Source organism: Salinibacterium sp. NG22, from assembly GCF_015864925.1.
GTDB lineage: Bacteria > Actinomycetota > Actinomycetes > Actinomycetales > Microbacteriaceae > Rhodoglobus.
Genome location: NZ_JADYWG010000001.1, coordinates 1604128 through 1630477 on the forward strand (window position 1 = coordinate 1604128; position 26350 = coordinate 1630477).

Consider the following 26350-nt stretch of genomic DNA (forward strand, 5'->3'; position numbering starts at 1 on the left):
AGTCCCCCCTATGGAGGACAGATTTGTAACACCGTGCACCACGGTACGTGAGGGCCCATGATCGCTTGTAGCCCTAGTAGGTGGGTGAAACGGTCTGTCTACGTCCCCCGATTTGTCCCCCCAAGCGCTGACAAGCCCGGAAACGCGGGGATGTGCGCGAATTTTCGTCCCGCGCACGAGCCCCGCCTTCGAAACAACTTTTTGATAACACGCAGATTGCTGCCCGCGCGGCCCCCATTGTTAACCGCACACCACTAGCCTGTTCGCATGACGGACAACACTGGCGACAACGAAGCCCCCAGCACCCCGGCTGTTCCGCGCGTCTCGAATACCCGCGCGATCGGCACTGTCGGGCAAGGCCTCATCACGGATGCCACGATCCCCAAGAGCCGCGTTCGCGCGTGGGCGCTCTGGGATTGGGGCTCCGCCGCGTTCAACGCCGTCGTCACCACTTTTGTGTTCAGCACCTACCTGGCGAGTGGTCTATTCATCGATCCTGAGATCATTGCCGCCGCAGGTGATGACGAAAAGAATCCCGCGCTCGTGCTCGCGAAGGCCAACAACACCACAGTCATCTCCGGTGCCCTCACTATCGCCGGCATCCTCGTTGCGCTCTTGGCTCCGATTCTTGGTCAGCGTTCCGACGGGTCGGGGCGTCGCAAGCTCTGGCTCGCGATCAACACTGGCCTTGTCGTGGTCGCGATGGGCGCGATGTTCTTCGTCGCCCCGGTGCCCTCCTACATTTACCTCGGCGCTGCCCTTCTGGCCGCCGGCAACATCTTCTTCGAGTTCGCCAGCGTCAACTACAACGCGATGCTCGTGCAGGTCTCCACGCCCAAGACAGTCGGTCGGGTCTCCGGGTTCGGTTGGGGCATGGGCTACATCGGCGGAATCGTGCTGCTGATCATCCTGCTCGTGCTGTTCATCCAGAACTTCGGAAGCGACACCGGCAACGGCCTCCTGAACGTTCCGTTTGGCACCGAGGGCGGGGCTCTCGACATCCGTTATGCCGTGCTGGCCTCGGCAGCGTGGTTCGCGATCTTCGCTATTCCGGTACTGATTGCAGTTCCCGAGATTCCTGCGGGAGCTCGTGAAAACCGCGTGAGTTTCTTGGCCAGCTACGCCAAGCTTTTTGGCACCATCAAGACGCTCGCCAAGAAGAGCCCGCAGGTTCTCATGTTCTTGCTCGCCAGCGCGGTCTTCCGTGATGGTCTCGCCGCCGTCTTCACTTTCGGCGCGATCATCGCGGCCCAGGTCTTCGGCTTCAGCCCGAGCGAGGTCATCTACTTCGCGGTGGCCGCCAACTTGGTCGCCGGTATCGGAACCTTTATTGGCGGATGGCTCGACGACACGCTCGGCGCCAAGAACGTGATCATCGGCTCACTGATCGGTCTCGTACTCGCCGGCTTGGCAGTGCTCTTCGTCGGCGACGCCAAAACCGGGTTCTGGATCGCGGGCCTCTTCTTGACCCTCTTCGTCGGACCAGTTCAAGCAGCAAGCCGCAGCTTCCTCGCTCGCATCACACCGGTCGGGCGTGAAGGCGAGATCTTCGGCCTGTATGCCACAACGGGTCGTGCCGTGAGCTTCCTCGCTCCCGGCCTCTTCACTCTCTTCGTCGCGATGACGGGCGACACTCGCTACGGCCTCATCGGAATCGTGATCGTGCTGCTCGCCGGCCTCGCGCTCATGCTGCCGGTGAAGGCGAAGCAGTCAGTGATCGACTAGTCCGGGTATCCGAGAGTTCTCGTTTGCGAGAGTGTGCTGGTCACGTCTGAAATTCGCTGGCGCCGAGCGCGCACGCGGAGGATGCTTGGTTCATGACTGAAATCGCCCCCAGCTCCCCCGCCGCGCGCGCGGAACTTCTCCGCTCACTCCACATCCCTGGCACGCCCGTGATCGTCTCCAACGTGTGGGACGCCATCACCGCCCGCATCGTTGCCGAAGCCCCCGGAGTGCGTGCCCTCGCCACCGCGAGCCACGCCGTGAGCTTCGCGCACGGAGTTTCCGACGGCGAAGGCCTGACGGTTGACCAGGCGATCAACGCTGCATCCATCATGTGCAACGCCGTCGAGATTCCTGTCTCTGTGGACTTCGAGAAGGGCTATTCTTCGGATGCCGCCGGCGTGCAAGCAAACGTCGAACGATTGATCGCGGCCGGCGCTGCTGGGCTGAACATCGAAGACAGCTCTGGCCCGGCCAAGGCGCCCCTCTTTGACCTCGAGCATGCGGCCGCCCGCGTTGCTGCGGTCCGCGCAGCAGGCGAGGCTACCGGCGTGCCGATTGCCATCAATGCCCGCGTTGATGTGCTGGCCGGTGGCGGGGAATGGGATGACATGGTCGCCCGAGCGAGCGCCTACCTTGCCGCTGGCGCCGACTGCATTTTCGTTCTCGGTCTCGCCGACGAGCACATGGTCGCCCAAGCGATCGCTCAGATCGATGGGCCCATTTCAGTGATTGGCGGAGCAGGATATGTGCCGCTGAAGACTCTCGCCGAGCTCGGGGTCGCCCGCGTGAGCTTTGGACCGCGCACGCTGGGTCTCACGCTGTCCCACCTACAGCAGGCTGCCACTCAGCTCACCGCTCTGGGCGACTACCCCAAAGAACTCGGTTTCGTCTACTAATTCGCGGGGTGAGGAGTACTGTCGGATTATGGACACGCAACAACCCATCAGCTACTGGGTGAAGCTCGTCGATCGCATCGTTGATGAGCTCTTCGCCACCACCCTCGAAGAGCACGGAATCACCCGCCGCCAATGGCAACTGCTCACCGTGCTGTCGAAAGGCGCTGCCGGTGTCGAGCTTCTCGACATCGAAATCGCGCCCTTCTTAGACCGCCCGAATGGTGCGGTTCCTCCGACCCAGGGTTTGCACACCACGTCGCTCGAGTCGCTCACCGAACTCGTCGAAAGCGACTGGCTCACCACCGATGGTGCACTGTATGAACTCACTGATCGCGGCCGTGTTGTTGTCGACCGCCTCACCATCGTGATTGCCGATGGTCGCCAGAAAGCGACCGAGGGCGTCACGCCTGAGCAGTACGACACGACGGTCACGGTGCTCGAAACCATGGCGAGAAACCTCACCCCGCACCTCACCGGCCGACCCGTTTAGCGGATAAACGCCCACCAGATGAGCAGCATCGTCACGAAGAACCCGGTGACGAAATTGAGGGCTAGGAAGTTCTTCCAGCCGCGGTTTGCTGACTCGGCTGTGGCATCCGTGATGTTCCAGAATGGCGCACACATGGCCGCATAGGGCAGCACGAGAATGGCGGCGAGTGGGCCTGGCCAGGCAGAGAAGAGCAAGAGGATGCCGCCGGTCGCGTAAGCCACAACGGCGAAGCGAGTGGTGGCTCGCGCTCCGATGACGGTCGCAATCGACGAGATGTCGGCGGCACGATCGGCCAGCACATCTTGCACCGCGCCGAAGGCGTGCGAGGCGATTCCCCAGAGGAAGAATGCGCCGAGAACAGCCCAGAGCTGCGGAGTGAACGAGGCTGCTGTCAGCACGAGCGCGTAGATTGCCGGCGAGACAAAGTGCGTGCTTGAGGTCAGCGAGTCGAGGAACGGGCGCTCCTTGAAACGCAAACCCTTCGCCGAATAAGCGACGACGGCAAACATGCTGATCAGCAGCACGAGCCACGAGAGTGGGTTGCCGACGATCACGAGATAGATCAGGAACGGGATGGTCGTGACGGCGGCGGCGATGAGCGTTGGCCGGTGCATCCGCGGGTCAAGAAGGGCACCCTCGACGCCGCCCTTGCGCGGATTGCGCAGGTCGGATTCGTAGTCGAACACGTCGTTGATACCATACATCGCCAAGTTGTAGGGCACGAGGAAGAAGATCGTGCCGAGCACGAACGTGAGATCGATCGCACCCGCGGTCAGGTAATACGCGGCCGCAAACGGGAACGCCGTATTGACCCAACTGAGCGGACGCGAGGAGAGGAACAGATCCTTAAGCATTGGAGTCCTTTCGGCGCGAACCCAGCAGCATCCACAAGCACGGTAGACCGACGACGGCTGCGATCGTGTACGCAAAGTCTTCGAGCGGGGCGACGCCGATGAACGCACCACTGATGGCATCCGCGCTGTACCCGACCAGCCCGACCGAGATCATCACGTTGTCGAAGACCGCGGTCATCACGAGCAAAATGCCCATCGTGATAGCGATGGCGCGCCACTGCGGCGAGCGACGACGCACGACGACCGCAATCACGAGAGCGGCGACGAGCGCCAAGAACACGGCGTTCAGGAGCCAGTAGGTCATGCTGCGCTCTCCTCGATCGCCGCCGAACGCTCACGGGAGAGTGCCCCGTAGGCGTTCATCGTGAGGTAGCAGAGCAGCGTGAGGAAGAACACTTCTTCGAGCGGAACTTCGGGCGCGACGAGCAGCCCGGTCATGAAGTCGGTCTCTCCCCGAAAGAAGATGCCGAGCCCCACTCCGAAGAGATCCCACACGAGGAAGAACAGCACCCCGACCGGCAGCACGATGCGTGCACGCCGGGCATCCCGCCAGAAGAACAGCGAGAAACGTCGATCAAGCACGACCATCCCGGTGAGCGAAATCAGCAGAGCAAGAAGGTAGAGAACGATCACGGCCAGGGCCTCGGTTGGGGCGCAACCACGGGCGTCAGCGGCTCAGCAAGCGGGCCGGCAGAGGTGTCGCCGCGCAGTCGCTTGACGAGCACTTCGGCGCTGATCAGACACATGGGAAGACCAATGCCGGGGATGGTAGACCCACCAACGTAGTAGAGCCCCTTGACCTTCTTACTCACATTGCCCGCGCGGAAAAACGCACTCTGCTTGAGCGTGTGAGCCGGCCCCAGTGCGGTGCCACGCCACGCGTTGAGATCGTCGGCGAAGTCGCCAGGGCCTACCGTGCGGCGCACGATGATGCGGTCGGCGAGGTCGGGGATGCCGGTCCACTCACTGATCTGTGAGATCACCGAATCGGCGAGCTTTTCGATGCGCTCATCGCCAGCTCCAGCGCCCGCCAGTTGACCGTGACCAATGGCGGGGTCGGCTGGAATCGGCACGAGCACAAACACATTCTCGTATCCCTCGGGCGCCACATTCGGGTCAACGCCACTGGGCTTGCAAATGTAGAGCGATGCCGGCTCGGGCACCTTGGGCTCGTCGCCGAAGATGGCCTCGAAGCCCTCTTGCCAATCCTTCATGAACAACAGCGTGTGGTGCTCGAGCTCAGGCAGCTCACCCTTCACACCCAGATACAACAGGAGCGCGCTGGGGCCAGGAACCTTCTTCTCCCAGTACTCCGCGGGATAGGTTTGCTCGCTTGACTCGAGCATCGTGGTCTCAGTGTGGTGGAGGTCGGCCGCAGAAACCACGGTGTCGGCGTTCAGAGTGTGACGCTTGCCCGCGGCATCCGTGTACTCAACGCCGGTGGCAACGCCATCGACCGTCACGATGCGGGTGACCGCCGAACCGGTGCGGATGTCGACGCCAGCAGCCCGGGCGATGTCGGCAATACTCTCGATCACCCGGGTGAAACCGCCCATGGGGTAAAGCACGCCATCCGACAGATCGAGGTGGCTCATGAGGTGGTACATGCTGGGCGTGAGGTACGGCGAGGAACCGAGGAAAACCGCCGGGTAGCCGAGCACCTTGCGCAAGCGATCGTCCTTGACGGTGCGAGCGACCAGCTTTGACAGAGGTTCAATGAGCAACCGGATGAAGCGTGCCGCCTTCGCGAGCACCTCTTTCGTCGCGCTCGTGCGCAGATCGGCGAAGCTCGTATAGAGAAAGTACTTCTTGGCGAGCTCGTACGTGTCTTCGGCCGAGGCCAAGTACTTGCGCATGCGGGCACCCGAACCGCGCTCGATGCTCTCGAACAAAGCCAAGTTCTCTTCGAGGTCGGTCGAGATGTCGAGGGATTCTTTCTCGCCCTCAAAGTAGACCCGGTAACCGGGGTCGAGGGTGACAAGCGAGAGTTGCTCGGCGGCACTCGTGCCCATGAGCTTGTAGAAGTGGTCGAAGACCTCGGGCATCAAATACCAGGATGGCCCCGTGTCGAAACGGAACCCGTCGTGCTCCCACGAGCCAGCACGGCCACCCACCTCGGGGCGGCCCTCGAGCAGCGTGACCGAATGGCCCTCTTTGGCCAATAGCGCCGCACTCGCGAGCCCGGCAATTCCGCCACCAATAACAACAACGTCACTCATGATCGAGGGGTAACTCCCATCGCGGCAGCCGCAGCCAACCGCAGTTTCACAACATCTGGAACCCGCACCCGGGTCTTCACCAATTCACTCGCCGGAGTTGCCCGGATGCGCTTGGAAAGTTGGGCAAAAAGGGAATGCGCGAGCGCAACCGCTTTCTTGCTGCTCGCCGGCAGCTCGGCACCGATCGCGGCATCCCGCAGATCGGAGTCGAGATCGTCGAGCAGACGAATCTTCTCCGCTTCAGTGAACGACGCGACATTAATTCCGGGGAAGTAGCTGCGCCCGAGAGTCTCGAAGTCGTCGGCGAGGTCACGCAAGAAGTTGACCTTTTGAAAGGCAGCGCCGAGCGCTTGTGCGCCGTGCTCAAACTTGGCGCGCTGCTCGTCGCTGACATCGTGGCCATGCAAGAAGGCACACAGGCACATGAGACCAACAACCTCAGCGGAGCCGTAGACGTAGCGGTCAAAGCTGGCCTGGTCGTGCTCTTTTTGGCTGAGATCCATGCGCATCGACTCGAAGAAGGGAGCTGTAAGTTCTGCGCCGAACGACACCTCACGCGCGGTGAGGGCGAAGGCGTGCACGATGAGGTTCGAGCTGAAACCGCTCTCGATCGCATTTTCGGTTTCTCGCTCGAGCTCGTTCAACTGGCGCCCGGTGGCGATCAGGTCGAGTCCGGCCTCTTCAGCCCCACCGTCGACGATTTCGTCGGCAACCCTCACGAGCGCATAAATGTTCTCAACGTGCTGGCGAACATCCGCGCCGAGAAGGCGGGATGCCGCGGAAAATGACGTGGAATAGCTGCGGATGACGATACCGGCCGCGTCTTCGGCGACACGGTCATACAACTTGAGGCGTGAGCTCACGCGCGCCCGCCTTCAGCATGCTCAGGCACATTAGTTAGGCTGAGTGCAGGCCGACACATGGGGTGCGGCATTTCGATTCGTTCCACCTAGGCAGACTATCGCGATCATGAGTGAAATCCCTGAGCAGGTTGTACTTCTCTCCGAGTCCGGCGAGCACATTGGCGTCGCTGACAAGGCCCTCGTTCACACGACCGACACCGCCCTGCACCTCGCGTTCTCGTGCCACGTCTACAACGCCGACGGCAAAGTACTTGTCACTCGTCGCGCACTCTCCAAGCTCACCTGGCCTGGCGTCTGGACAAACTCGTTTTGCGGGCATCCGGCTCCCGGCGAGGACATGGCCGCTGCGATCATCCGCCGGGCCAAGTACGAGCTCGGAATTACCGTCAGCGACGTGCAACTCGTACTGCCCGATTTTCGTTACCGCGCCGTTGATTCCTCCGGCATCGTCGAGAACGAGATCTGCCCCGTCTACCGTGCAGTGACGACGGATGCCGCAGCCCCCAACCCGGCCGAGGTCGACGGATTCGACTGGGTCGACCCTCAATCGCTGCACACCGCGGTGGCCGCAACTCCGTTCGCGTTTAGCCCGTGGCTCGGCTGGCAGTTGGAGCAGCTGGACGCTCAGCGCGACTAGTAGCCGCGTCAAGTGAACCACGCGGAGCTCGCACGACGAGTAATCGCGCGCTAGCCCCCGAGCGAACCCGCGTCATTCGCGCGCACGTCGGTGCGGTGAAAGTTCTGGAAGCTGCGACTAGCCGTTGGACCACGCTGGCCCTGATAGCGCGAACCGTATTGCCCCGAGCCGTAAGGCGACTCAACCGGCGACGTGGTCTTGATGAAGCACAGCTGCCCAATTTTCATGCCTGGCCAGAGCTTGATCGGCAAGGTGGCCACATTGCTGAGTTCGAGGGTGACGTGACCCGAGAAGCCAGGGTCAACGAAGCCAGCAGTCGAGTGCGTGAGCAGACCGAGGCGCCCGAGTGAACTCTTGCCCTCGAGGCGAGCCGCAACGTCGTCGGGCAAAGTCACGAGTTCGAATGTGGAACCGAGCACAAACTCACCGGGGTGAAGGATGAACGGCTGGTCGGCATCCACCTCCATGAGGTGAGTGAGGTCTGGCTGATCTACGGCCGGGTCAATGAATGGGTATTTGTGGTTATCGAACAGGCGGAAGAAGCGATCGAGCCGCACATCAACACTCGACGGTTGCACCATGTCGAGATCGAGAGGGTCAAGGCCGATGCGGCCAGTGGCAAGTTCGGCCCGGATGTCACGATCACTGAGAAGCATGGCCTAAGACTAACGAAATCCCGGCTGCGTAGTGCTCAGATGAGCAAATCTGGGGAGCCGCGAAAGTTACGGGCGCTGCGCCGGGAGAGCGAGAGCGATGCGGGAGGCCGCGACATCCGCCGCCGTCTTCTCGATGAGTTCGTCGAGGCTCTCGTAACGGAACATTCCCCGCAACCAGGCGTGCACCGTGAACTCGACCTCAGCGCCATAAAGGTCGCTGTCGAAATCATGGATAAAGGCTTCAACTCGACGCTCGGTCACGTCGTCAAAAGTGGGGTTGTCACCGATGCTGATGGTCGCGCCGTGACGGGAGGCAGCTGGCGGGAATGTCACCCAGCACGCGTACACACCGTCGACAGGCAACGCCGCGTGGTCGGTGACCGCAATATTCGCGGTGGGAAATCCCAGTTCGCGACCACGCTTATCGCCGTGCACCACGATGCCACGAAAGCTCAGCGTCGGTGGATTCTCCATTAGCCCAACCCTAGCGGCGGGCCTGCCGAGCACGCTCGCGGCCTACAGCCCGCGGAACTGGCTGAGGTGAAAGACAAGAGGGGTGACTTCAGGGAATGCCTCGGAGTGGATGACTTCGAGAGTCACGATCTCGTGGTCGCCGCCATCAAAGCTGTTGCGGATCTCGCACTCAAGCCAGAGCGCGGCGCCATCCATATGTATTGCTCCACCTTCGGTGGCACGCCACGCGATGTCGGCGAAGCGGTCGCCGGTGCGGGACGCCAGACTGCGGGCAGTGCTCTCTTGATCGGCGCCGAGCACGCTCAGACCAATGCGAGTGGCGCGAGCGAGCACCGGCCACGTGGTGGAGGTGCGCGCAGGGCACACGGCCACGAGGGGTGGGTCGAGGGACACGGAGGTGAACGAATTGACCGCGATGCCGGTTGGCGCGCCGTCAACGACGGCCGCGAGAGCGACGACGCCGGTGGGAAAGAGCGAGAGTGCTCGGCGAAGAGCAACCTGTGGGGGAACTTCTTCCGCGGTGGTCTGATGCGACATGGGCGGACTCCTTTGCTTGAAATGTTCAACCAGCGACTGCTAGTCAAGTTTGAACATATGACTACATGTTAGTCATTTTTGATCATGTAAACAACTGACTTTCTGCCCTGCACGCACACCGCTTGGCCTACGATTGGGGGCATGTCGACTACAACTCGCTTGGTCGTGCTGGGAGCTGTAAACCAGTTCCAGCCAGTTCACGGCTACTTCCTGCGCCGCGAACTCATGACCTGGCACATCGACGAATGGGCCAACATCCAACCCGGCTCGATCTACAACGCGCTGCGATCGCTTACCAACGACGGTTACCTCGCAGAGAACGGCACCGAGTCTGCTGGCAACCGACCCGAGCGCACGACCTACCGCGTCACCGAAGCCGGCGAAGTTGAACTGCTCCGGATGCTGCGCGATGCCCTCTGGACGGTCGAGGTCTTCGACACCAAACCCGTCATGGTGCTCACCTCGTTTATGTACGCCCTGCAGCGCGAAGAAGTGCTCGCCGGCCTTGAGCATCGCGTCACCGAAATTGATGCCCGCATTGCCAGCAACGCGTACCACATCGGCGATGTTGCGACCTCGACTTCCACTCCCGCCTACGTTCGCGAAATCTTCGAACTTGCGACATCTCGCTTGCGCGGAGAACAGCAGTGGGCTCGAGACGTGATCGGTCGCATCCGTTCCGGCGACTATGTCTTTGCCGGAGAAGATGGCGACCGTCCCGCTCGACGCGCTACTAGCTAGCTCGTCGCTTCGACCGCGGCTGTCGCCCGGTAGGCGGCACCCGGGTGGTCGTCGCGCAAGATCGAATCGTCGGTGCCGAGCAGACGCTCGCGCAGCGTCGGAGCGTCATAGCCTTCGCCAGCAACTCCCCGCTCGCGCAGAATCGGCAGCACCTTCTCAATGAACTCGACCGTCGAGCTGGGCTGGATCATCGGCGTCAGCAAGAAGCCGTCGAGGTCAGCACCCTCAGCGAGAGCGATCATCTCGTCAGCGATCTGCTCAGCAGTGCCCACGAAAGGCTTGCTGCGCACACCGTTGCCGTGCCACTGAGCGAGAACATCGCCAACGGTCTGGTCGCCGAAGCGGGTGACCTGAGTCTGCGACAGCTCAGTGTGGAGCTCCTTCATCGGGGTTGCCGGGTCGAAGGATGAGAGATCGAGGCCCGTGAACCACGCGTAGGAGGCGACAGCAACGTCGGGGCTCTCGGCATCCAGCACCGCTTGCAGCTTGGCCTTCGCTTCGTCGGCCGTGTCGCCGATGACGCACGTGAACGCCGACATGATCTTGACCGAGTCGGCGGCGCGACCGTTCTTCACCGCTTCTTCACGAATGGATGCGACCTGCTCGGCCACCTTCTCCACGGCTCCGCCACCGAGGAAAACAGCTTCACCGTGCTTGCCGCCAAACTCGCGACCGCGCGGTGAGGTGCCGGCCTGGAAGAGCACCGGGGTGCCCTGCGGCGAGTACGAGGAATTTCCGTAGCCGTGCGACGTGAAGTACGGACCATCGTGCTCGATGCGGTGAACCTTGGCGGGGTCAGCGAAGCGACCGTTCTTGTCACGCTCAAGCGCGTCACGCTCCCAGGCGCCCTCCCACAACTTGTAGACGACCTCCATGAAGTCATCGGCCATGTCGTAGCGCTCGTCGTGCGCGACCATCGGGACACCAAAGGCCTGCGATGCCGTCTCGGCCGTTCCCGTCGTCACGACGTTCCACCCGATGCGCCCACCCGAAAGGTGGTCGAGGCTCGCAATGCGGCGAGCAAAAGCGTAGGGCTGTTCAAGAAGAGTGGATCCCGTGAGCACGAGTCCGAGGTTCGTGGTGGTCGAGATGAGGGCAGCAGCCAGAATCGCCGGATCGAGGCGCGGCAGGTCGAGGCCCTCGACCGAGCAGATCTCGGGACGCTCGCCGTTGACGTCAGCCCAGCCCCAGGCATCCGCCAAGAACATGAAGTCGAAGCCGGCTTCTTCGCAGATGGTGGTGATTTCGCGCCAGTAGTCGAGGCGGTCAAACATGTCGCGCTTGTTGTCGGGGTGACGCCACGTGGACGTTCCCGAGTCGTTGGCCTGGGGGTTTTCGAATAGACCGAAGCGAAGCTTCTTCATGGTGAAACCTTTCGTGGTGGTGAAAAAAGTCAGGTGGTGGTGAAAAAAGTCAGAGTGGTGGCGGGAAAAGGTGGGCGGAGCCGAAAACTAGCGGCCGACGGCGGCTCCATCGCTCCACCACAGCACTCGCTTGCGCACGAGAGCGAGCAGTGAAATGAGCACGACGCCCATGAAGCAGAGCAAGGTGATGCTGGCCCAGGTGACGGGCAAGTTGGCTTGGGCTGCGGCGATCGTCACGAGGGATCCGAGCCCTGCCTGTTGGCCGGCGGCGACGAACTCGGCAACGGCCGCACCGACGATCGCGAGGGGAAGCGCAATGCGCAGTCCCGCGAACACGTAGGGCATTGACCCGGTGAAACGCAGGTCGCGGAAGATCTCCCAGCGGCTGGCATGCAGTGTCTTCATCACGTCGAGAGCTCGGTCATCCACATCTCGCAGCCCGGCAAGCGAGTTGACGAGCATCGGGAAGAACACGACCAGGGCGGTCACGATGAACTTGGGCGTCATGCCGAAGCCGAAGGCCACGACCAGGGCCGGCGCGATGGCCACGATTGGAGTAACCATGACGACAACGACAAGCGGCATGACCGCGCGTTCCATGACCTGAAACTCAGCCATGATGATCGCCAAAATGAACCCGGCGATGATGCCGGAGCTGGCACCGACCAGAACCTCAAGCCCCGTCACGAGCATGTTCGCCCAGTAAGTGTCGGCATCTTTGATGAGGCTCACCCACACCTGGTCGATGGTCGGAATCACGTACGGGTTCGCGATCGCGGTGATCTGCCAGAGCGCAGCAGCAATCACAAAGGTGATGACGGCGGGAGCCCAGTTGCTCCAGCGCAGATTCTGTTTGAACTTGGCCGAGGCCAACGGTGAGAAGCGTCGGCCGGTAGCGCTCGTGGCCGCCTGAACGGCGAGCGCTGACGTGTCGGTTGTTGACATGGTGTCCTCGTTCTTGCGTGACTTAGGCACTCTTTTGTCCCATCACTTCGCGCAGCGTGCCACGAACTTGGCCTTCAAGGTCACGGAATTCGTCGGTCGCGTACACGTCGATCGTGCGAGGGCGCGGCAGGGGAACATCGATGATCTCGGCGATGTGGCCCGGGTGGGCTCCCATCACGACGATGCGGTCAGAGAGCATGATTGCCTCCGGCACCGAGTGGGTCACGAACATGACGGCCTTGCGGTTGGACTGCCAAAAATCGAGCAGCCCCAAACGTTGAGCGTCACGGTTCATCTCATCGAGTGCCGAGAAGGGCTCGTCCATGAGCAACACACTCGGGTCGAACACGAACGCGCGGGCAATAGCGACCCGCTGCTGCATTCCGCCCGAGAGCTGACCGGGGTACTTGTCGAGCGCGGCACCCAACCCGAACGACTCCAGAATCTCGCGAGGGTCTCGCAGGTTGCGGTTCGCATTCGCTTTCGGGTTCACCGTCATCGGCAGCCGCACATTGTCGAGCACAGTGCGCCACGGGAGCAGCGCTGGGGACTGGGGAACAAGACCAATCATCTTGTTCTTCGTCGCGGCTTTCACCGTCATCCCGTCGACCATGACGGTGCCGCTGTCGGCGTCGATGAGGCCAGCGACCGTCTTGAGCAGTGTCGACTTGCCGCAACCGCTTGGTCCGATCACGGAGACAAACTCGCCCATCTTGATCGAGAGGCTCACCTGATTGAGCACGAGCGTGCGAGCCCCATCGGGGCCGAAGCTCTTAGAGACGTTCTCGATATGAACGCCCGTGTGTGGCTGTGCGGTTTCCACAGTTACTCCCTGAGTTGTGAAGCCGGATGCCGCACCGGGTGGGTTGGTGCGGCATCCGAGCGGGGTGGTCGGGTTAGTTGCCCGGCCAGATCAGTTCGCCGTCTGCATAGAGATCAGCGACAAGCGTTTCATCCATCATGTCGGTGATAGCGGGAAGGGTGTCGACGTTGCCGAACTTCTTCACGAGTTCGTACTCGGCCTCCCAGTCAGCAGCAGTCTGGGTTCCGGGGAGCCCACTGTTGCTGTCCTCGACCCACTGCGATTCCACATTCCAGGTGCGCTCGAGCTGTTCGCGCGGGAAAGCAGAGCCTTGACCGTTGTCTTCGGCAAGCTGGGCGATCATGTCGAGGCACTCGTCGGAGCTGTCGAGGCAGAACTGCAGGGCGTGCAGCGATGCGCGCATGAAGTCAGCGGCGACTTCGCGGTTGTCGGCGAGGAACTCGGAGTTGATCTCCATGACGTTGTAGGTGCCTTCGACACCCAAATCAGAGGGGAAGAACTCGCTAAACGGCAGACCCTGAGCGCGAAGGTTCTCGGGCTGGTTTGAGGCATAGCCGACGATCGCGTCGACCTGTCCGCGGGTGACCACGGTGGGGTCGTAGTTGGTCATCTTGATCAGTTCGACCTTGCTGACATCGACGTCAGCGGCATCCAACATGGCGGATGCGATCGGGGTGAGGTTGATGAAATAGCCGAGCGAACCACCTTCGAGATCCTTGAGGCTCTCGATCTTTTCGTTGGCGAAGATCGAGAACGGCGGGGTGTTGCCGTAGGTCGCTACCGCGGTGAGGTTCTTGCTGTTGGCGGCGGCAAGCATGACATCGGATGCCGAACCGAGGGCGGTGAATTCGGCCTGGCCGGAGGAAACGAGCTGTTGTCCGTTCGCACCGGAGGCATTGATCTCTACGTCAAGGCACAGGTCCTTGAAGTAGCCGAGCTCTTCGGCGAGGAATACGTCGAGCTGGCCAGCGCTGGCCGAGTATCCGTAGCCGGAGATGTAGGTGATGGTGCCCACCGCGGCGTTGCGGTCGCAGGCTTCCTGAGAAATCAGGAGGTCGCCGGCGTCGGGCGTGGATTCTTCTGCGGGGGCTGTGCAGGCGGAGAGCGTGAGTGCTGCTACCAAGAGCGATGCGATGCCGAGGCCTCGCAATTTCTTGGAATCAAGAGGTGTAGTCACTTGGATCCAGGTTCCTTCCTAGGCCGTATCCGTCATTGGATGGCTATACAAAACGTACATGATCAAGATTGACTGTGCAAACTTGATTTACGGTCGCTTTGACTGCCACCACGCGCCGACAGTGCGCGCCAATAATTGTGTCGCGGGTAGACAAATCGTGTGCCCGACGGCACACGGATGGTTGCTATTGACGTTAGCGGAGGGCAGCGAGAGTCAATAGGTGCGCGTGGGGTTCGCCATTCGCACTTCGTCGAGCACCGCGTCAGCGACGTTAACCGTGAGCTCGGTGCTCGTGCCGGAGACGTACACCCAGAGGTCGCTCACGAAGTAGTGAGTCTGAGCGCTCCAGCCCACCGCGGTTTCGAACTCTTTCTCCAGAGTCGTCACCGTTCCCGCGCTTGCACCGGTGAATCCCGTTGCGAGCAGCGCGTCTTGGAGGTTCGTGGCATCCGCCTCTGAAATATCGGTGACGATCACGGTGAAGCCACCATCGGAGTTCGGAACACCCCAAATGCAATTCTTGGCGATCGAGGCGTTGCCTGCCGCGGTCTCGATTTCGGGCAGTTCATCGCCGCGAATCGGAATCGTGTCGTCAGCGCCCAAGACAACGGTTGAGGGAGAGAACAGACTCTTCGCGTCGCTCAACGGCAGCAAAGTGTCGCAGCCGGGAAGGATCAGCGGATCCGGCGTCGGAATCGGAGTGGAGCTCGGTGAGGCAGTGGCCGAAGGCGCGCTCGATGTCGTTGAGCTTTCTGGCGCCGCGGGAACGCACCCGGCAAGCACCCCACTTACGAGCAGTGCGGATGCCGCAGCCACCATCATCCGCGTCTGTTGTCGACGCCCGAGTACCAATTTTTCGCCCCACCCACTGTTCATGATTGAAGAGTAACCCCGTACGGCTCGCACCGGAAGACGGCAACTCCGGCTGATGCGCGCGCCGCTCTCAGGCCTCTAGTAGTCACGAGTCGGGTTGGCTGCGCGAACCTGCTCAAGCGCGCTATTCGCGACGGGAACCGTAATGCTGAAGCTGGTGCCTGCGGCGTAAACCCAGAGGTCATCGATCAGATAATGCGTTCGGCCACTGGCCTCTATCGGACCATCTGCTTCGAGCATGAGGGACGTTGCGCCGCGGCTTTCAAAGCTGAAATACCCAGCCCCCATCAGAGCCGCCGAGAGCAGGTCGGCGTCTGTCGGCGCGATATCGGCAACGGTGAGTCCGAAAATCGCACCCGAGTTGGGGAGGCCCCAAAAGCAGGTGCGCCCTACCGTCGCGTTCGCCCCCGCAGTATCGATAGCCGCGATGGGCTCGGCAGTGAAGTGCGCGGCATCTGACCCGTCTCCCTCGAAGTAGAGCTCGGTTGCTGCACCCCACAGGGCCCGTGCATCAGCGATCGGATACAACGTGTCGCATTCCGGAAGAGACAGTGGGTCAACCTCGGGCTCTGACGACACTGACGGCCCTGGTTCAGCCGTGGTTGGCGGCTGCGATGGCAACGGCGCTCCCCCATCAGGGCTAGCTGGCGTGCACCCAGCCAGCGAAAGCGCAACGAGAAACGCTCCGGCTGACGCCACGATCGCGCGAACGGGTGAACTCGCCACCCCTGTTTTTGGGCCCTGTAGAACATCCATAACAGCAAGGTAGAACAACCGCTCTACCCTGCGCGTGAGTAAGAATTACTTCATCGCGCGAGCGGGACGTTCGCGAGCGCCTTAGCTGGACTGACGCGCAAGCTGGCCGAGGGCATCCGCATCGAGAATGACGACGCGGGCGCGGCCCTGCCGGATGATGCCGCGGCTGGCCAGATCAGACATGGCCTTGCTCGTGGATTCGCGGGTCGCGCCGAGGAGCCCAGCGAGCTGGTCGTGACTGAGTCGAATCGTGGGGTTCGCGAAGCGTGGGGTGCGCGAGGTTTCCGCCAAGCGCACCAGGGTGCTGCACACGCGCGATTGCAGCGGGCGCAACGCAAGATCGGTGAGGCGCTCTTCGAGCCGAACTACTTGCTCGCCAAGGTGGCGCGAAATGCGGATCGCGATGCGTGGGTCGGCAAGAAGGTACCGTTCGACATCCGCCGTATTGAGGAGACAGATTTCGACGTTGTCGATCGCTTCGGCGTAGTTGTCGTACATGCGCTGGCCGACCATCATCATTTCGCCAAAGACTGCGCCGGGCTCAAGAATGGCCATCGTCAGCGCCTTGCCGTCTTCGGTGACCCGGAAGATGCGGATGCGGCCCTTCTTCAGAATGAAGAGTGCCGTGACGGGCTGGCTTTGGCTGAAGACCATTTCGCCGAGCGAATACGAGCGCGAGGGCGCCATGCGATCCATCTGCTCGATCTCGGCAGGCGAGAGGTCGGCGAACAGGTCGACTTCGCTGAGGCAACTAAATGAACCGTTGTCGATCGGCATGAGTGGTTCAGGATCCCTTCGCTGAGGCGACCACGGGCGTTCGCCCGCCACAGGGGCTGACGCCACTCTCTCGCCACACGGATCCATCATGACATGCTCACTTGAGTGTTCCCGTGACGGCTTGAATGTGACCGCCGCGACGGCTTGCCTGCAGCACGTCGTCGGCACGCTCGGTTAGCCACTTCCACGGATGCGCTTCGATATCGGCGCCACCCATTCGGCACGCGAGGCGCGCGAGCGGGGTGAACACTTTCGCCATCCCCACAGGTCGCTGCATGTCGACGATGCCGACTCGACCACCAGGGGTGAGCAGCCGTTCTGCTTCTGCCAGCACTTCGGGGTGGCTCCCCATCACACTGAGCGCGTAAGCCGAGAAGACGGCATCGATGGTGGGTGCTAAACCATCTATCGCAAGATCTTCTGCCGACATTTTCGTGGCATCCGCCTGTACGACACGCACGTTCGACCAGCCTTTGCGGGCCGCCCGCTTGGCCGCGACCTGCAACATCTGGGCACTCGCATCGACGCCAATCACCTGGCCCGTTGGGCCAACCGCATCGACGAGCAACTCAAAGCTGAGCCCGGTGCCGCAGCCGAGATCCACAACAGTGTCTCCCGGGCGCAGCCCCATGAGCTCGATACCGGCAACACGGCCTGAACGATAGACCGCCCATTCGCCAGACATCGCATCGTAAAATTGCGTGCCGAAGCGGTATTTCTTCCAAGCCATGTCGTGCGCCTAGCGGTATTCGGGGTTGGCTTCGAAGCCGAAGTGCTCGCCGTCGTTCCACGCTTTACGTGTGTTTCCGTAAGCGGGGATGCCGCCGGCGTTCTTGAGAATCGAGGCCATGTGCATGAGGTTCCACGACATGAAAGTCGTGTTGCGGTTCGTGAAGTCGTTCTCGAGGCCGCCTGAACCCTCGTCGAGGTAGCTGGGGCCGGGGCCGATTTCGCCGAGCCAGCCGGCATCCGCTGCGGGCGGGATGACGTAACCAATGTGCTGAAGGCTGTAGAGAACCGACATGGCGGAGTGCTTCACGCCATCCTCGTTACCGGTGAAGAGCGCGCCGCCAACCTTGCCATAGAAGACGTACTGGCCCTTGTCGTTGAACTCGCCACTCATCGCGTAGAGGCGCTCGATGAGCATCCGGGTGACAGAGGAGTTGTCGCCCAGCCAGATTGGTCCGCCGATGACGAGGATGTCTGCCGCTTCGATGAGGGGCCAGACTTCGTCCATCCAGGCGTCCTTCTCCCAGCCGTGTTCGCGCATGTCGGGGTAGACGCCGATCGCGATGTCGTGGTCAATGAAGCGCACGTTGTCGACGTGCACTCCGGCACTGCGCATCAGCTGGATGCTGGAATCCATGAGCCCCTGGGTGTGGCTCATCTCGGGGCTCTTCTTGAGCGTGCAGTTAATGAAGACGGCCTTGAGCCCGTCGTAGCGGGGAGCGTCAGCAGGAACGGTGTTCGCGTTAGTTTCGGTAGCCATGACCCGATGTTACGGGCGAGCCCTCCCTGCGAACTGTGATCTAGCGTACGGTTCGCTGAACAATGCGCTGCTAAACATGACTGGGGGCAAACGCCCTCTCGAAAGGAACACGCATGCCCGCTCAGTGGGATCTCATCGTCATCGGCTCCGGCAGCGCCGGAATTGTCGCCAGCAAGACCGCCGCCCGTTTTGGAGCACGCGTGCTGCTTGTCGAACGACACCGCCTCGGTGGGGACTGCTTATGGACCGGCTGCGTGCCCTCCAAGTCACTGATTGCTGCCGCTCATGCCGCGCACGTTGCGCGCACCTCGGAACGCTTTGGCGTCATCGCCGAGAACGTGACGGTCGATTTCGCTCGCGCGATGGGCCACGTTCAGGATGCGGTAGCCACGATCGAACCACACGACTCGGTTGAAGCCTTTGCCGAGTTCGGCATCGAAGTCGCCCACGGCGATGCTCGCTTCACGGGGCGCCACTCTCTCGAGATCGACGGCACTCGCCACACCTTCGTGCAGGCCGTCATCGCGACCGGCACCGTGCCGCGCGTTCCCTCTTTCCCCGGCGCGGACAGCGTTCAGATACTCACGAGCGACACCATCTGGGAACTCGACGAACTCCCTCAACGCTTAGTGGTTCTCGGTGGCGGCGCAATCGGCAGCGAGCTCGGCCAAGCAATGGCACGGCTCGGTTCTGACGTCACGATCGTGAACCGCAGCAGCCGCATCCTCCCCGGCGAAGAAGAGCGCGCGAGCGCGGTGCTTCACGCCACGTTCGAGCGCGACGGCATCACCATGCTGCACAACCGCAGCGCCGTTGAGGTCGTCTCGAGCGATGGCCTCAGTGGCGAACTCGTGCTCGATGATGGAACCCGCGTTCCCTTCGATCGCCTGCTCGCCGCTATCGGCCGCACCCCCAACCTCGACACTCTCTCCCCCGAAACGGCCGGCGTTGCCGTCACCGATCAGGGCTACGTTGACGTGGATGCCTCGCTGCGCACCACAAACAAGCACATTTGGTCGGCGGGAGACGTTGCCGGGCTGCCGAAGTTCAGTCACGTTGCTGGCGTGAGCGGCAGCACTGCCGGCACCAACGCCATCCTCGGATTGCGCCGCAAATTCAACGACGCAGTCGTGCCGCGTGTGACGTTCACCTCGCCCGAAATTGCCGCGGTTGGCCTCACCGCAGCGGATGCCGTCGAAGGAAAGCACCGCGTCTTTACCGGCGAACACAGTGCCACTGATCGCGCCATCGCTGAAGGCGACGACGACGGCTTCGCGCAGATCGTTGTGAACTCCGGCGGGCGCGTGCTCGGCGGAACAATCGTCGGCCCCCGTGCCGGAGAAAGCCTCGGCGAGCTGACGGTTGCCGTGAGCGCAAAACTCTCCACGAGCACTCTGGCCAGCGCCACTCACGCCTACCCGACGTTCACCGATGCGCTGTGGAATGCCGCGATCGCCGACGTGCAATTCCGCTTGAAGAGCGGAGTCGTGAAGTCGGGCATCCAGCTGCTGGCTCGAGTGCGGCGTGCACTATTGGGCACGCCCCGCGACTAGAGGTGAGGCGGCCCAGCGAGAAGGCGGCGCTAGCGCAGTATGCGGTAGCCGACGATCATCCGCTGGGCAGCGCTGACGAGAACAACTACGCTCCAGACGAGTGCGATCTGCCAGGCAATGAACGGCAGCGCGAGCCACAGGGTGTGAACGAAGACTGTTTCGCCGCCCTCGGCGATGCGTCCGAGAAAGAACAGCGAGCGATTGTCGTCGTCTGAAAGCGTGCGGCCGGTGCGTTCAGCGATCGATGAGAACGCCAAGAACGCAGCGCCATTGATGTAGTACGCGAACAGCACGACCAAGAACGGCCACCACGGCGCATCGAAAGCGGTCGTGGCGCCGATTGCGACGCCCAGAACCGTCGCGCCGTAAACCACGAAGTCGGCGACGATATCGAGAAAACCGCCCGCTTCGCTCGCCGTGGCGGGCCGGGGAACGGATGCCGCAGCGCGCCGGCGGCGAGCCAGCGTTCCGTCGAGCCCGTCGAGCACTCGCGAGAGCAACCACGCCACGAGGGCCAGCGCCCAGAGCTGCGTTGCGGCGAGCGCCGCACTGCTCAACCCGATCACGAGTCCGGCGATGGTGAGCCGGTCGGGCGTGATCCAGGGCACGTCGAGCGCGGAAGCCATTGCGTTGAGAGGTTTGCTGACCGCCCGACGCAGCTGGACATCCAGCATCGTTAGTTGTTCTCCGCAGCCGCGTCGCCGGTTGTGACGTCGTCGGTTGTCGCGAGCACCGGGCTCTCACCGGCAGCCGCTGCGGCCGCAGCATCTTTTTTGCGCAGCCGGCCAGCAACAATGCCGCCGCCGATAGTGAGCACGCCGAGCGCTCCGAGGGCGATGAAGAAGCCGCTGTTGAGTTCGGCCCCGTAGGCGCCGACGGCGACGAAGGCCATGGTGCCGGGGATGATGCCAACGGCGGTGCCGATCATGTAGTCGCGCACTCGCACGGCGGTGAGGCCAGCGGCGTAATTGATAACAGTGAAGGGGATGAGCGGGATGAGGCGCAGCGCGATCATGGAGAGCAGTCCGCGCTTCTGCAGCATCTCGTCGACGGCGCGAACCTTGCCGCCGGTGTACTGCTCAACGGCATCGCGGCCGAGAAGGCGGCCAATCCAGAAGGAGAGGGCTGCGCCGATAACGGCGCCCACGAGCACCAGCAGCGTGCCGATCCACAATCCCCAGGCGAGCCCGGCCGCAATGCTGATCACGGCTTTCGGCGCTGGAGTGAGGGTAAGCACGGCGTAGGCGACGATGAAGATCACAGCACCCAGCAGTCCGGTGCCTTCCGCCCATCCTTGAATCTCGTCAACGGACGGGATTTCGATCGTGAACGCCACGATCACAATTGCGATGAGGAAGACGACAAACGCGCCAGCTTTCCACAGGGAAGAGGACCGGTTCTTTTTCATTTGGCCAATGTTATGTCGAGGCTCCGCGCTGCGTATGTGATGTGGCTTACTGAGCAATGAAGAAGTTCGCACTTAGTCTTAGAGTTCGCTGCGCTGGGTGTCTGGCGCTTCCTCTTCCGTCGACCGTCAAGGAGCACGTGCGTGCCGATTCGCAATCCGTTTCGCCCTCAACACTGCACGACCGCACGCCGCCGCATCCTTCCCGTGCTTGCTACGGCAGCAGTGACCGCATTGGCCCTGAGCGCGTGCTCGGCGCCGACGACCGCTCCGAGCGGTCCTGAGTTCTTCGATTGGTCTGACGTACAGGTTGCTGCTGACGGCCAGACCGTGAAGTTGTGGATGTGGGGCGGCGACGATCAGGGCAACGCCTACGTCGACGACGTACTAGCTCCGGCCGCGGCTGCGCAGGGCGTCACGCTCGAACGCGTACCGATTGCCGACACCAAGGATGCGCTCAACCGCGTTTTCACTGAGCTGCAGGCTGGCCGCAATACGGATGGCGCTGTCGACCTCGTGTGGATCAACGGCGACAACTTCCGCACCGGCAAACAGGCGGATGCCTGGTTCTGCGAGTGGACAGACCTCCTGCCCAACATGACGGCAGTTTCCGCCACCGACCCGCTGCTCACGGAAGACTTCGGCACCCCCGTCGACGGCTGCGAGGCGCCCTGGCACAAAGCGCAGTTCTCGTTCGTCTACAACTCGGCGACCGTGCCGAACCCGCCAACCACGATCGAAGGCATCCTCGAGTGGGCTGAAGCCAACCCTGGTCGCTTCACGTATCCGGCCGCCCCCGACTTCACCGGCTCCGCTTTCTTGCGGTCGGTGCTCTACAGCGAGTCCGGTGGCTATGAGAACGTCCCATCCACCTTCAGCGATGAGGCTTTCGACGAACTCTCGCCGGCGCTGTTCGACCGCCTCGATGCCCTCGCTCCGTCGCTGTGGCGTGAAGGCAGCACGTACCCCGCAACATCCGAACAACTCACCAAGCTCTTTGCCGATGGTGAGATCGACATGATGATGACCTACGGGCCAGCCACCCTTACCGCCCTCGTCGAGAACGGCACCCTGCCCGACACGACGCGAGTGCTGACCGTCGACGACGGAACGCTCGGCAACGCCAGCTTCTTCGGCATCCCCAGCAACTCCGGCAACATTGCCGGCGCCATGGTCGTCGCCAACGAGGCCCTGTCGGTCGAGCAGCAGGTCGCGAAAGCTGACCCGGCCGTGTGGGGCCAATTCACGGTTCTTGATCTGGATGCTCTCTCCGCCGATGACCGCGCCCTCTTCGATGCGCTGCCGCAATCGCCCGTCGTGCCGAGTTTTGACATCCTTTCGCAGAACGCCAACCCCGAACTTTCGGCCGAATGGGTCCCCGCTCTCGATGACGCCTGGCGCACGAGGATCGCTGCTCGCTGATGACAGCGATGCTGAGCCGGCCGCGACGCCGAGGGGTGCGCGCCACCCTTCTCGTGCTGCCGGCGGTGATCCCGGTCGCGATTGTGGTGATCGGTGGCATCGGCACCACAGTGGTGCAAAGTCTCGGCCTCATGCCCCTCGTGGGCACGCCCGCGTTGAGCGTTGAGGCCTTCGAAGGCACCGACGATCTCCTCAGCTCGGCGCTGCTCTCCCTCGGGATCGCCGTCGTCTCAACCGCGATCGCTGCCGTCGTCGGCTTCTTCACCGCCGTGCTGATCATCTCCGGAAACTGGGGCGGCCGCATCGTGGGGGCGCTCAGCGCTGCCGCCGTTACCGTGCCCCACCTCGTCGGCGCCGCGAGCGTTGGACTCCTCCTCTCCGACTCTGGTGTGCTCGCACGCATTTTCGGCATCCCGCCAGAGTCATGGCCCGCGCTCGTCGCCGGCCCCACCTGGTTTGCCGTGATCGCGGAGTACGCGTGGAAAGAGTCAGCGTTCATCGCGCTCATCATTGTCGGCACCCTCGCCACCCGCATCACGTCCTACGACGAAACTGCCGCGGTGCTCGGCGCTCACCGCGGAGCACGGCTGCGCTTCGTCGTTTTGCCGCTGGCCGCCCCGTCGCTGCTCGTGGCATCCACTATCGCTTTCGCTTACACGCTCGGTTCCTATGAGGTCGCATGGCTGCTCGGCAAGACCTACCCCGAGCCGCTCTCGGTGATGGCGCTGCGCCTCTTCAACTCGGCTAGCCTCACCGCGCGACCAGAAGCGGCCGCCGTTGCCGTGATAACTCTGCTTCTCACTGCCGCCGTTGTCGTGCTCGCCATGCTCGGACTCCGCCGGATGCGAGCGTGGCAATGACCGTCACCACCACGAGCGTCGACCTCGACACAGCGCGCAGCAACCAGCAGCAGCGGCGGATGCCCGGAGATCACGGTCGGCCCCTGACCCAGTCTCGCGGGCTCGCCCGTGCCCTGCGCATCCTGTCGACCGTGCTGATTGCGCTGTGGTTCGCGTTACCTTTCTTACCGCTCGTGCTGTGGTCGTTTGCTGACCAATGGATGCACCCCGCAGCGTTTCCGATGGAGACCGGCACCGACGGCCTCACCGCCGCTATCGCCAACGGGGGCGGGCGCGCTTTCCTCCATTCGCTTGCGCTCTCACTTGTCGTGGCCGCGATCGCAACCCCGCTCGGTGCGATGGCCGCCCGCGCCCTTTCTCGCGGTCAGGTGCGTTTCGGCAAGGCGATCAGCGTTCTGCTTTTCTCGCCGGTGATGCTGCCGCCCTTTGCTGCGGTACTCGGTCTCAATGTGCTGCTGTTGCGGGCGTGGGTTCCTCCCGTTGTTGGCGTGGTTCTCGTGCTGGTGGCCGTCGCGATTCCGTATACGACCTTCTCGATGCGTGCCGCCTACGCCGCCTACGACGATGGGTACGATGAAGCCGCCCGCACGCTCGGGGCGAGTTCGCGGCTGACGTTGTGGCGCATCCACCTGCCGCTGATTGCTCCGGCGCTGGCACGGTCCGCGTTTCTCGCGTTCCTCGTCGGGTGGAGCGATTACCTCATCACCTTGGTGGTGGGAGGTGGCCACCTGGTGACACTGCCGCTGATTATTGCGTCAAGCGCATCCGGGGTCGGCAACGAATCAAGTGTGGCGGTGCTGTCGTTGTCTGCGGTGATTCCGCCGCTCATTCTGCTTGGCCTCATCGCTCGCAGCCGTAATCTTGACCCAGGGAGACAACGATGACCACTGAATTGATGACCTCTGCGATCACGCTCACGTCTGTCACGAAGAGCTATTCGACCACCGCGCCAGCCGCGCTGCACGGCGTGAACCTTGACATTCTGCCGGGCACGAGCACCGCCATTGTCGGGCCGAGTGGCTCAGGCAAGAGCACGATTCTGCGCATTATTGCTGGTCTTGAGGATGCCAATGGTGGCCGTGTGCGCCTCAGCGGCCGGGATGTCACCGCGCTTCTCCCGGAGCAGCGCGGTATCTCGATGGTGTTCCAGCGCCCGCTGCTGTTTCCGCATTTGACGGTGCTCGACAATGTCGCGTTCGCCGATCGCGCTGCGGGCGTCAGCCGTGCGCAGGCGCGGGAACAGGCCCGCGAACATCTTGAGATGGTGCAGATGGGCACTTTCGCTTCCCGCTCGCCGCAGTCGCTTTCGGGCGGTCAGCAGCAGCGCGTTGCCGTGGCGCGCGCTCTCGCAGCGAAGCCCTCGGTGCTGTTGCTCGATGAGCCATTCAGCGCCCTCGATCCCGGGCTGAAGGATGAAATGCACGCGATGATTGCGAGCATTCGTGCGGCCGTGAATCCGACTATTCTCTTCGTTACTCACGACCGCGACGAAGCGAGCGCGATGGCCGAACGGATCGTCGTGTTGGAGAACGGTCAACTGCTGCAGCACGACACCGTTGATCATGTTTTTCATCAGCCTGCGTCGCTTGCCGTCGCCCGGTTGCTTGGCGGCAAGAATGCTTTTGCGGGCGTGGTCGACAACGGCGTGCACCATTCCGCAATCGGTGCCGTCGCCATCGACGCGCACGTTGCTTCGGGCCCCGCCACGCTGGTCTTCCGCCACGAAGCAGTAACAGCGTCCCTGCGTCTCACGGGCAGCCCTTCCAGCGATGCGGGGCTTACCGCTGCCCACCCTGATGCTGCGGCCTGCCAAAGATTAGGCCCGCGCGAGCTTCGCGGCACCGTCACGGCTGCCGTTCAACGTGGCCCGCGCCGCGAACTTGTCGTGCGGGTCGGAGATGCGGATGTTCACACTGAGGCAGCTCCCGGCAATCTACTCTCGGTCGGCGACCCCGTCACCGTGAGCCTGCCCTGCGAAGCGCTGTGGACGGTGCCCGCTTAGCGGGACAGACGCGGCGACCTTGGGGCGATCATCCGCCCCTGCAGGACTATGCCTGCTCTGGAGCAGCCTGCTCTGGCACAACTTCTTCTGGCGCCGAGTCATCTTTGCGGATGCGGTGCGCAATAATCACACCGCCTAGGGCGAGCACGCCAAGTGCTCCCACCGCGATGTAGAACCCGCTGTTGAGCTCTGCCCCGTACGCCCCAACGGCGACATACGCGAAGGTTCCCGGGATGATCCCGATGACAGTGCCCAGGGCGTAATCCCGGATGCGTACAGCAGTCAGTCCTGCCGCGTAGTTGATGAGCGTGAACGGGAGCACAGGGATGAGTCGCAACGCAATCACCGAGAGCAGTCCGCGGCGCTGCAACATCTCATCGACGGCGCGCACTCGCCCTCCCGTGAAGTGTTCGACAGCATCCCGCCCTAATACTCTGCCCAGCCAGAACGAGAGGGTCGCACCGATCAAGGCGCCGATCAGCACAATAAGAGTGCCTACCCAGAGTCCCCACGCGACACCACCAGCCATGCTCAGCACGCTCTTGGGAATGGGAGTCAGCGTGAGGAGCGCGTAGCCGATCACAAAAAGGGCAATCCCGAGACTTCCGGCGCTCTGGGTCCACTCGTGGATCTCATCCACGGAAGGAAGTTGCACCGTCAACGCAACGACCACAATTGCCACAAAAATGACAAGAAGCACGCCAGCGCGCCACAGAGTTGAGGTGCGGGGCTTTGTCATTAGGCCAATGCTACGGCTCCCGCACTGGCCGGAAGTGTGATGTGACTTACTCAGCAGCAGACTGGTCCCGATG

General features: G+C 62.5%; 30 protein-coding genes. 10 read left to right on the plus strand and 20 right to left on the minus strand.

Translation table 11 applies throughout. The features are described 5' to 3' along the window. Positions 1–267 precede the first annotated feature (267 nt). From I6E81_RS07775 to I6E81_RS07785, 3 genes are all read left to right on the plus strand, one after another. Positions 268–1725 (plus strand): MFS transporter, encoded by a 1458-nt coding sequence (locus I6E81_RS07775; RefSeq protein WP_231603889.1) that lies wholly within the window; start codon positions 268–270, stop codon positions 1723–1725. 92 nt (positions 1726–1817) lie between these two features. Beyond that, positions 1818–2621: an isocitrate lyase/phosphoenolpyruvate mutase family protein gene (locus I6E81_RS07780; RefSeq protein WP_197106760.1), complete on the plus strand. Its 804-nt coding sequence runs from the start codon at positions 1818–1820 to the stop codon at positions 2619–2621. Between the two features lie 28 nt (positions 2622–2649). After that, entirely contained in the window at positions 2650–3111 is a 462-nt protein-coding gene (locus I6E81_RS07785; protein ID WP_197106761.1) for a hypothetical protein, read from the plus strand. Here the strand turns inward: I6E81_RS07785 and I6E81_RS07790 are convergent. From I6E81_RS07790 to I6E81_RS07810, 5 genes are read right to left on the minus strand one after another with little or no spacing between them, the layout of a single operon-like run. Next, complete coding sequence (locus I6E81_RS07790; RefSeq protein ID WP_197106762.1) at positions 3108–3965, minus strand: prenyltransferase; 858 nt, start codon at positions 3963–3965, stop codon at positions 3108–3110. The two genes, I6E81_RS07785 and I6E81_RS07790, sit on opposite strands and share 4 nt — an antisense overlap. Beyond that, a complete protein-coding gene (locus tag I6E81_RS07795; RefSeq protein ID WP_197106763.1) occupies positions 3958–4269 on the minus strand; it encodes a lycopene cyclase domain-containing protein in 312 nt (103 codons plus the stop codon). Before I6E81_RS07795 ends, I6E81_RS07790 begins: the two co-directional genes overlap by 8 nt. After that, positions 4266–4598, minus strand: coding sequence for a lycopene cyclase domain-containing protein (locus I6E81_RS07800; RefSeq protein WP_197106764.1), 333 nt, complete (start codon positions 4596–4598; stop codon positions 4266–4268). The genes I6E81_RS07795 and I6E81_RS07800 overlap by 4 nt, the downstream gene beginning before the upstream one ends. Beyond that, positions 4595–6184 carry a phytoene desaturase family protein gene (crtI, locus tag I6E81_RS07805; RefSeq protein ID WP_197106765.1) on the minus strand — a complete coding sequence of 530 codons (1590 nt, stop codon included), beginning with the start codon at positions 6182–6184 and terminating at the stop codon, positions 4595–4597. The genes I6E81_RS07800 and crtI overlap by 4 nt, the downstream gene beginning before the upstream one ends. Then, positions 6181–7047, minus strand: coding sequence for a squalene/phytoene synthase family protein (locus I6E81_RS07810; RefSeq protein ID WP_197106766.1), 867 nt, complete (start codon positions 7045–7047; stop codon positions 6181–6183). The genes crtI and I6E81_RS07810 overlap by 4 nt, the downstream gene beginning before the upstream one ends. A gap of 106 nt (positions 7048–7153) precedes the next feature. Between I6E81_RS07810 and idi the strand changes: the two genes are divergently transcribed. Beyond that, positions 7154–7684 carry an isopentenyl-diphosphate Delta-isomerase gene (gene idi / locus I6E81_RS07815; RefSeq protein WP_197106767.1) on the plus strand — a complete coding sequence of 177 codons (531 nt, stop codon included), beginning with the start codon at positions 7154–7156 and terminating at the stop codon, positions 7682–7684. A 50-nt stretch (positions 7685–7734) separates the two neighbouring features. Here idi and dcd read toward each other — a convergent pair whose 3' ends face one another. The 3 genes from dcd to I6E81_RS07830 form a co-directional block, all read right to left on the minus strand. Further along, on the minus strand, positions 7735–8340 hold the full coding sequence (gene dcd / locus I6E81_RS07820; protein ID WP_010204399.1) for a dCTP deaminase: 606 nt from the start codon (positions 8338–8340) through the stop codon (positions 7735–7737). A 66-nt stretch (positions 8341–8406) separates the two neighbouring features. Beyond that, positions 8407–8814 (minus strand): riboflavin kinase, encoded by a 408-nt coding sequence (locus I6E81_RS07825; protein WP_197106768.1) that lies wholly within the window; start codon positions 8812–8814, stop codon positions 8407–8409. 42 nt (positions 8815–8856) lie between these two features. Next, positions 8857–9351, minus strand: a complete 495-nt coding sequence (locus I6E81_RS07830; RefSeq protein WP_197106769.1) for a flavin reductase family protein — start codon at positions 9349–9351, stop codon at positions 8857–8859. Between the two features lie 141 nt (positions 9352–9492). Between I6E81_RS07830 and I6E81_RS07835 the strand changes: the two genes are divergently transcribed. After that, entirely contained in the window at positions 9493–10092 is a 600-nt protein-coding gene (locus I6E81_RS07835; RefSeq protein WP_197106770.1) for a PadR family transcriptional regulator, read from the plus strand. Here I6E81_RS07835 and I6E81_RS07840 read toward each other — a convergent pair. From I6E81_RS07840 to I6E81_RS07880, 9 genes are all read right to left on the minus strand, one after another. Beyond that, a complete protein-coding gene (locus I6E81_RS07840; RefSeq protein ID WP_197106771.1) occupies positions 10089–11456 on the minus strand; it encodes an NtaA/DmoA family FMN-dependent monooxygenase in 1368 nt (455 codons plus the stop codon). The two genes, I6E81_RS07835 and I6E81_RS07840, sit on opposite strands and share 4 nt — an antisense overlap. An 87-nt stretch (positions 11457–11543) precedes the next feature. Further along, positions 11544–12401 (minus strand): ABC transporter permease, encoded by an 858-nt coding sequence (locus I6E81_RS07845; protein WP_197106772.1) that lies wholly within the window; start codon positions 12399–12401, stop codon positions 11544–11546. A gap of 22 nt (positions 12402–12423) precedes the next feature. Continuing rightward, entirely contained in the window at positions 12424–13224 is an 801-nt protein-coding gene (locus I6E81_RS07850; protein WP_197106773.1) for an ABC transporter ATP-binding protein, read from the minus strand. Positions 13225–13297: 73 nt separating this feature from the next. Next, complete coding sequence (locus tag I6E81_RS07855; protein ID WP_307784125.1) at positions 13298–14401, minus strand: ABC transporter substrate-binding protein; 1104 nt, start codon at positions 14399–14401, stop codon at positions 13298–13300. A gap of 213 nt (positions 14402–14614) precedes the next feature. After that, positions 14615–15277 carry a hypothetical protein gene (locus I6E81_RS07860; protein ID WP_197106774.1) on the minus strand — a complete coding sequence of 221 codons (663 nt, stop codon included), beginning with the start codon at positions 15275–15277 and terminating at the stop codon, positions 14615–14617. A gap of 75 nt (positions 15278–15352) precedes the next feature. Beyond that, a complete protein-coding gene (locus I6E81_RS07865; RefSeq protein ID WP_197106775.1) occupies positions 15353–16030 on the minus strand; it encodes a hypothetical protein in 678 nt (225 codons plus the stop codon). Positions 16031–16111: 81 nt separating this feature from the next. Then, a complete protein-coding gene (locus tag I6E81_RS07870) occupies positions 16112–16807 on the minus strand; it encodes a Crp/Fnr family transcriptional regulator (protein ID WP_197106776.1) in 696 nt (231 codons plus the stop codon). A gap of 97 nt (positions 16808–16904) precedes the next feature. Further along, entirely contained in the window at positions 16905–17537 is a 633-nt protein-coding gene (locus tag I6E81_RS07875) for a class I SAM-dependent methyltransferase (RefSeq protein ID WP_197106777.1), read from the minus strand. A gap of 9 nt (positions 17538–17546) precedes the next feature. Further along, entirely contained in the window at positions 17547–18296 is a 750-nt protein-coding gene (locus I6E81_RS07880; protein WP_197106778.1) for a flavodoxin family protein, read from the minus strand. Between the two features lie 113 nt (positions 18297–18409). Here I6E81_RS07880 and I6E81_RS07885 point away from each other — a divergent pair, with 113 nt between their 5' ends. Then, entirely contained in the window at positions 18410–19849 is a 1440-nt protein-coding gene (locus I6E81_RS07885) for an NAD(P)/FAD-dependent oxidoreductase (protein ID WP_197106779.1), read from the plus strand. Positions 19850–19878: 29 nt separating this feature from the next. Here the strand turns inward: I6E81_RS07885 and I6E81_RS07890 are convergent, their stop codons facing one another. Together I6E81_RS07890 and I6E81_RS07895 are read right to left on the minus strand one after the other, a co-directional pair. Beyond that, the gene (locus tag I6E81_RS07890; protein ID WP_231603890.1) at positions 19879–20475 is read right to left on the minus strand and encodes a CDP-alcohol phosphatidyltransferase family protein; all 597 of its coding nucleotides are present in this window, start codon (positions 20473–20475) and stop codon (positions 19879–19881) included. Positions 20476–20525: 50 nt separating this feature from the next. Continuing rightward, entirely contained in the window at positions 20526–21257 is a 732-nt protein-coding gene (locus I6E81_RS07895) for a TVP38/TMEM64 family protein (RefSeq protein ID WP_197106781.1), read from the minus strand. Positions 21258–21398: 141 nt separating this feature from the next. Between I6E81_RS07895 and I6E81_RS07900 the strand changes: the two genes are divergently transcribed. From I6E81_RS07900 to I6E81_RS07915, 4 genes are read left to right on the plus strand one after another with little or no spacing between them, the layout of a single operon-like run. Beyond that, positions 21399–22676, plus strand: coding sequence for an ABC transporter substrate-binding protein (locus I6E81_RS07900; RefSeq protein ID WP_197106782.1), 1278 nt, complete (start codon positions 21399–21401; stop codon positions 22674–22676). Next, positions 22676–23536, plus strand: a complete 861-nt coding sequence (locus I6E81_RS07905) for an ABC transporter permease subunit (protein ID WP_231603891.1) — start codon at positions 22676–22678, stop codon at positions 23534–23536. The genes I6E81_RS07900 and I6E81_RS07905 overlap by 1 nt, the downstream gene beginning before the upstream one ends. Further along, positions 23533–24420 (plus strand): ABC transporter permease, encoded by an 888-nt coding sequence (locus tag I6E81_RS07910; RefSeq protein ID WP_231603892.1) that lies wholly within the window; start codon positions 23533–23535, stop codon positions 24418–24420. The genes I6E81_RS07905 and I6E81_RS07910 overlap by 4 nt, the downstream gene beginning before the upstream one ends. Beyond that, entirely contained in the window at positions 24417–25538 is a 1122-nt protein-coding gene (locus I6E81_RS07915; RefSeq protein WP_197106784.1) for an ABC transporter ATP-binding protein, read from the plus strand. The genes I6E81_RS07910 and I6E81_RS07915 overlap by 4 nt, the downstream gene beginning before the upstream one ends. 46 nt (positions 25539–25584) lie before the next feature. Here I6E81_RS07915 and I6E81_RS07920 read toward each other — a convergent pair whose 3' ends face one another. Beyond that, complete coding sequence (locus I6E81_RS07920) at positions 25585–26277, minus strand: TVP38/TMEM64 family protein (RefSeq protein WP_197106785.1); 693 nt, start codon at positions 26275–26277, stop codon at positions 25585–25587. Positions 26278–26350 lie beyond the last annotated feature (73 nt).

Excerpts from the sequence above, each read along its gene's own strand:
- I6E81_RS07775 (WP_231603889.1), top strand. The coding sequence starts at position 268 with ATGACGGACAACACTGGCGACAACGAAGCCCCCAGCACCCCGGCTGTT.
- I6E81_RS07835 (WP_197106770.1), top strand. The coding sequence starts at position 9,493 with ATGTCGACTACAACTCGCTTGGTCGTGCTGGGAGCTGTAAACCAGTTC.
- I6E81_RS07910 (WP_231603892.1), top strand. The coding sequence starts at position 23,533 with ATGACCGTCACCACCACGAGCGTCGACCTCGACACAGCGCGCAGCAAC.
- I6E81_RS07895 (WP_197106781.1), bottom strand. The coding sequence starts at position 21,257 with ATGAAAAAGAACCGGTCCTCTTCCCTGTGGAAAGCTGGCGCGTTTGTC.
- I6E81_RS07920 (WP_197106785.1), bottom strand. The coding sequence starts at position 26,277 with ATGACAAAGCCCCGCACCTCAACTCTGTGGCGCGCTGGCGTGCTTCTT.
- I6E81_RS07905 (WP_231603891.1), top strand. The coding sequence starts at position 22,676 with ATGACAGCGATGCTGAGCCGGCCGCGACGCCGAGGGGTGCGCGCCACC.
- I6E81_RS07845 (WP_197106772.1), bottom strand. The coding sequence starts at position 12,401 with ATGTCAACAACCGACACGTCAGCGCTCGCCGTTCAGGCGGCCACGAGC.
- I6E81_RS07870 (WP_197106776.1), bottom strand. The coding sequence starts at position 16,807 with ATGCCGATCGACAACGGTTCATTTAGTTGCCTCAGCGAAGTCGACCTG.
- I6E81_RS07880 (WP_197106778.1), bottom strand. The coding sequence starts at position 18,296 with ATGGCTACCGAAACTAACGCGAACACCGTTCCTGCTGACGCTCCCCGC.
- I6E81_RS07885 (WP_197106779.1), top strand. The coding sequence starts at position 18,410 with ATGCCCGCTCAGTGGGATCTCATCGTCATCGGCTCCGGCAGCGCCGGA.
- I6E81_RS07865 (WP_197106775.1), bottom strand. The coding sequence starts at position 16,030 with ATGGATGTTCTACAGGGCCCAAAAACAGGGGTGGCGAGTTCACCCGTT.
- I6E81_RS07890 (WP_231603890.1), bottom strand. The coding sequence starts at position 20,475 with ATGGCTTCCGCGCTCGACGTGCCCTGGATCACGCCCGACCGGCTCACC.
- I6E81_RS07790 (WP_197106762.1), bottom strand. The coding sequence starts at position 3,965 with ATGCTTAAGGATCTGTTCCTCTCCTCGCGTCCGCTCAGTTGGGTCAAT.
- I6E81_RS07875 (WP_197106777.1), bottom strand. The coding sequence starts at position 17,537 with ATGGCTTGGAAGAAATACCGCTTCGGCACGCAATTTTACGATGCGATG.
- I6E81_RS07915 (WP_197106784.1), top strand. The coding sequence starts at position 24,417 with ATGACCACTGAATTGATGACCTCTGCGATCACGCTCACGTCTGTCACG.
- I6E81_RS07830 (WP_197106769.1), bottom strand. The coding sequence starts at position 9,351 with ATGTCGCATCAGACCACCGCGGAAGAAGTTCCCCCACAGGTTGCTCTT.
- I6E81_RS07860 (WP_197106774.1), bottom strand. The coding sequence starts at position 15,277 with ATGAACAGTGGGTGGGGCGAAAAATTGGTACTCGGGCGTCGACAACAG.
- I6E81_RS07780 (WP_197106760.1), top strand. The coding sequence starts at position 1,818 with ATGACTGAAATCGCCCCCAGCTCCCCCGCCGCGCGCGCGGAACTTCTC.
- I6E81_RS07795 (WP_197106763.1), bottom strand. The coding sequence starts at position 4,269 with ATGACCTACTGGCTCCTGAACGCCGTGTTCTTGGCGCTCGTCGCCGCT.
- I6E81_RS07840 (WP_197106771.1), bottom strand. The coding sequence starts at position 11,456 with ATGAAGAAGCTTCGCTTCGGTCTATTCGAAAACCCCCAGGCCAACGAC.
- I6E81_RS07825 (WP_197106768.1), bottom strand. The coding sequence starts at position 8,814 with ATGGAGAATCCACCGACGCTGAGCTTTCGTGGCATCGTGGTGCACGGC.
- I6E81_RS07785 (WP_197106761.1), top strand. The coding sequence starts at position 2,650 with ATGGACACGCAACAACCCATCAGCTACTGGGTGAAGCTCGTCGATCGC.
- crtI (WP_197106765.1), bottom strand. The coding sequence starts at position 6,184 with ATGAGTGACGTTGTTGTTATTGGTGGCGGAATTGCCGGGCTCGCGAGT.
- idi (WP_197106767.1), top strand. The coding sequence starts at position 7,154 with ATGAGTGAAATCCCTGAGCAGGTTGTACTTCTCTCCGAGTCCGGCGAG.
- dcd (WP_010204399.1), bottom strand. The coding sequence starts at position 8,340 with ATGCTTCTCAGTGATCGTGACATCCGGGCCGAACTTGCCACTGGCCGC.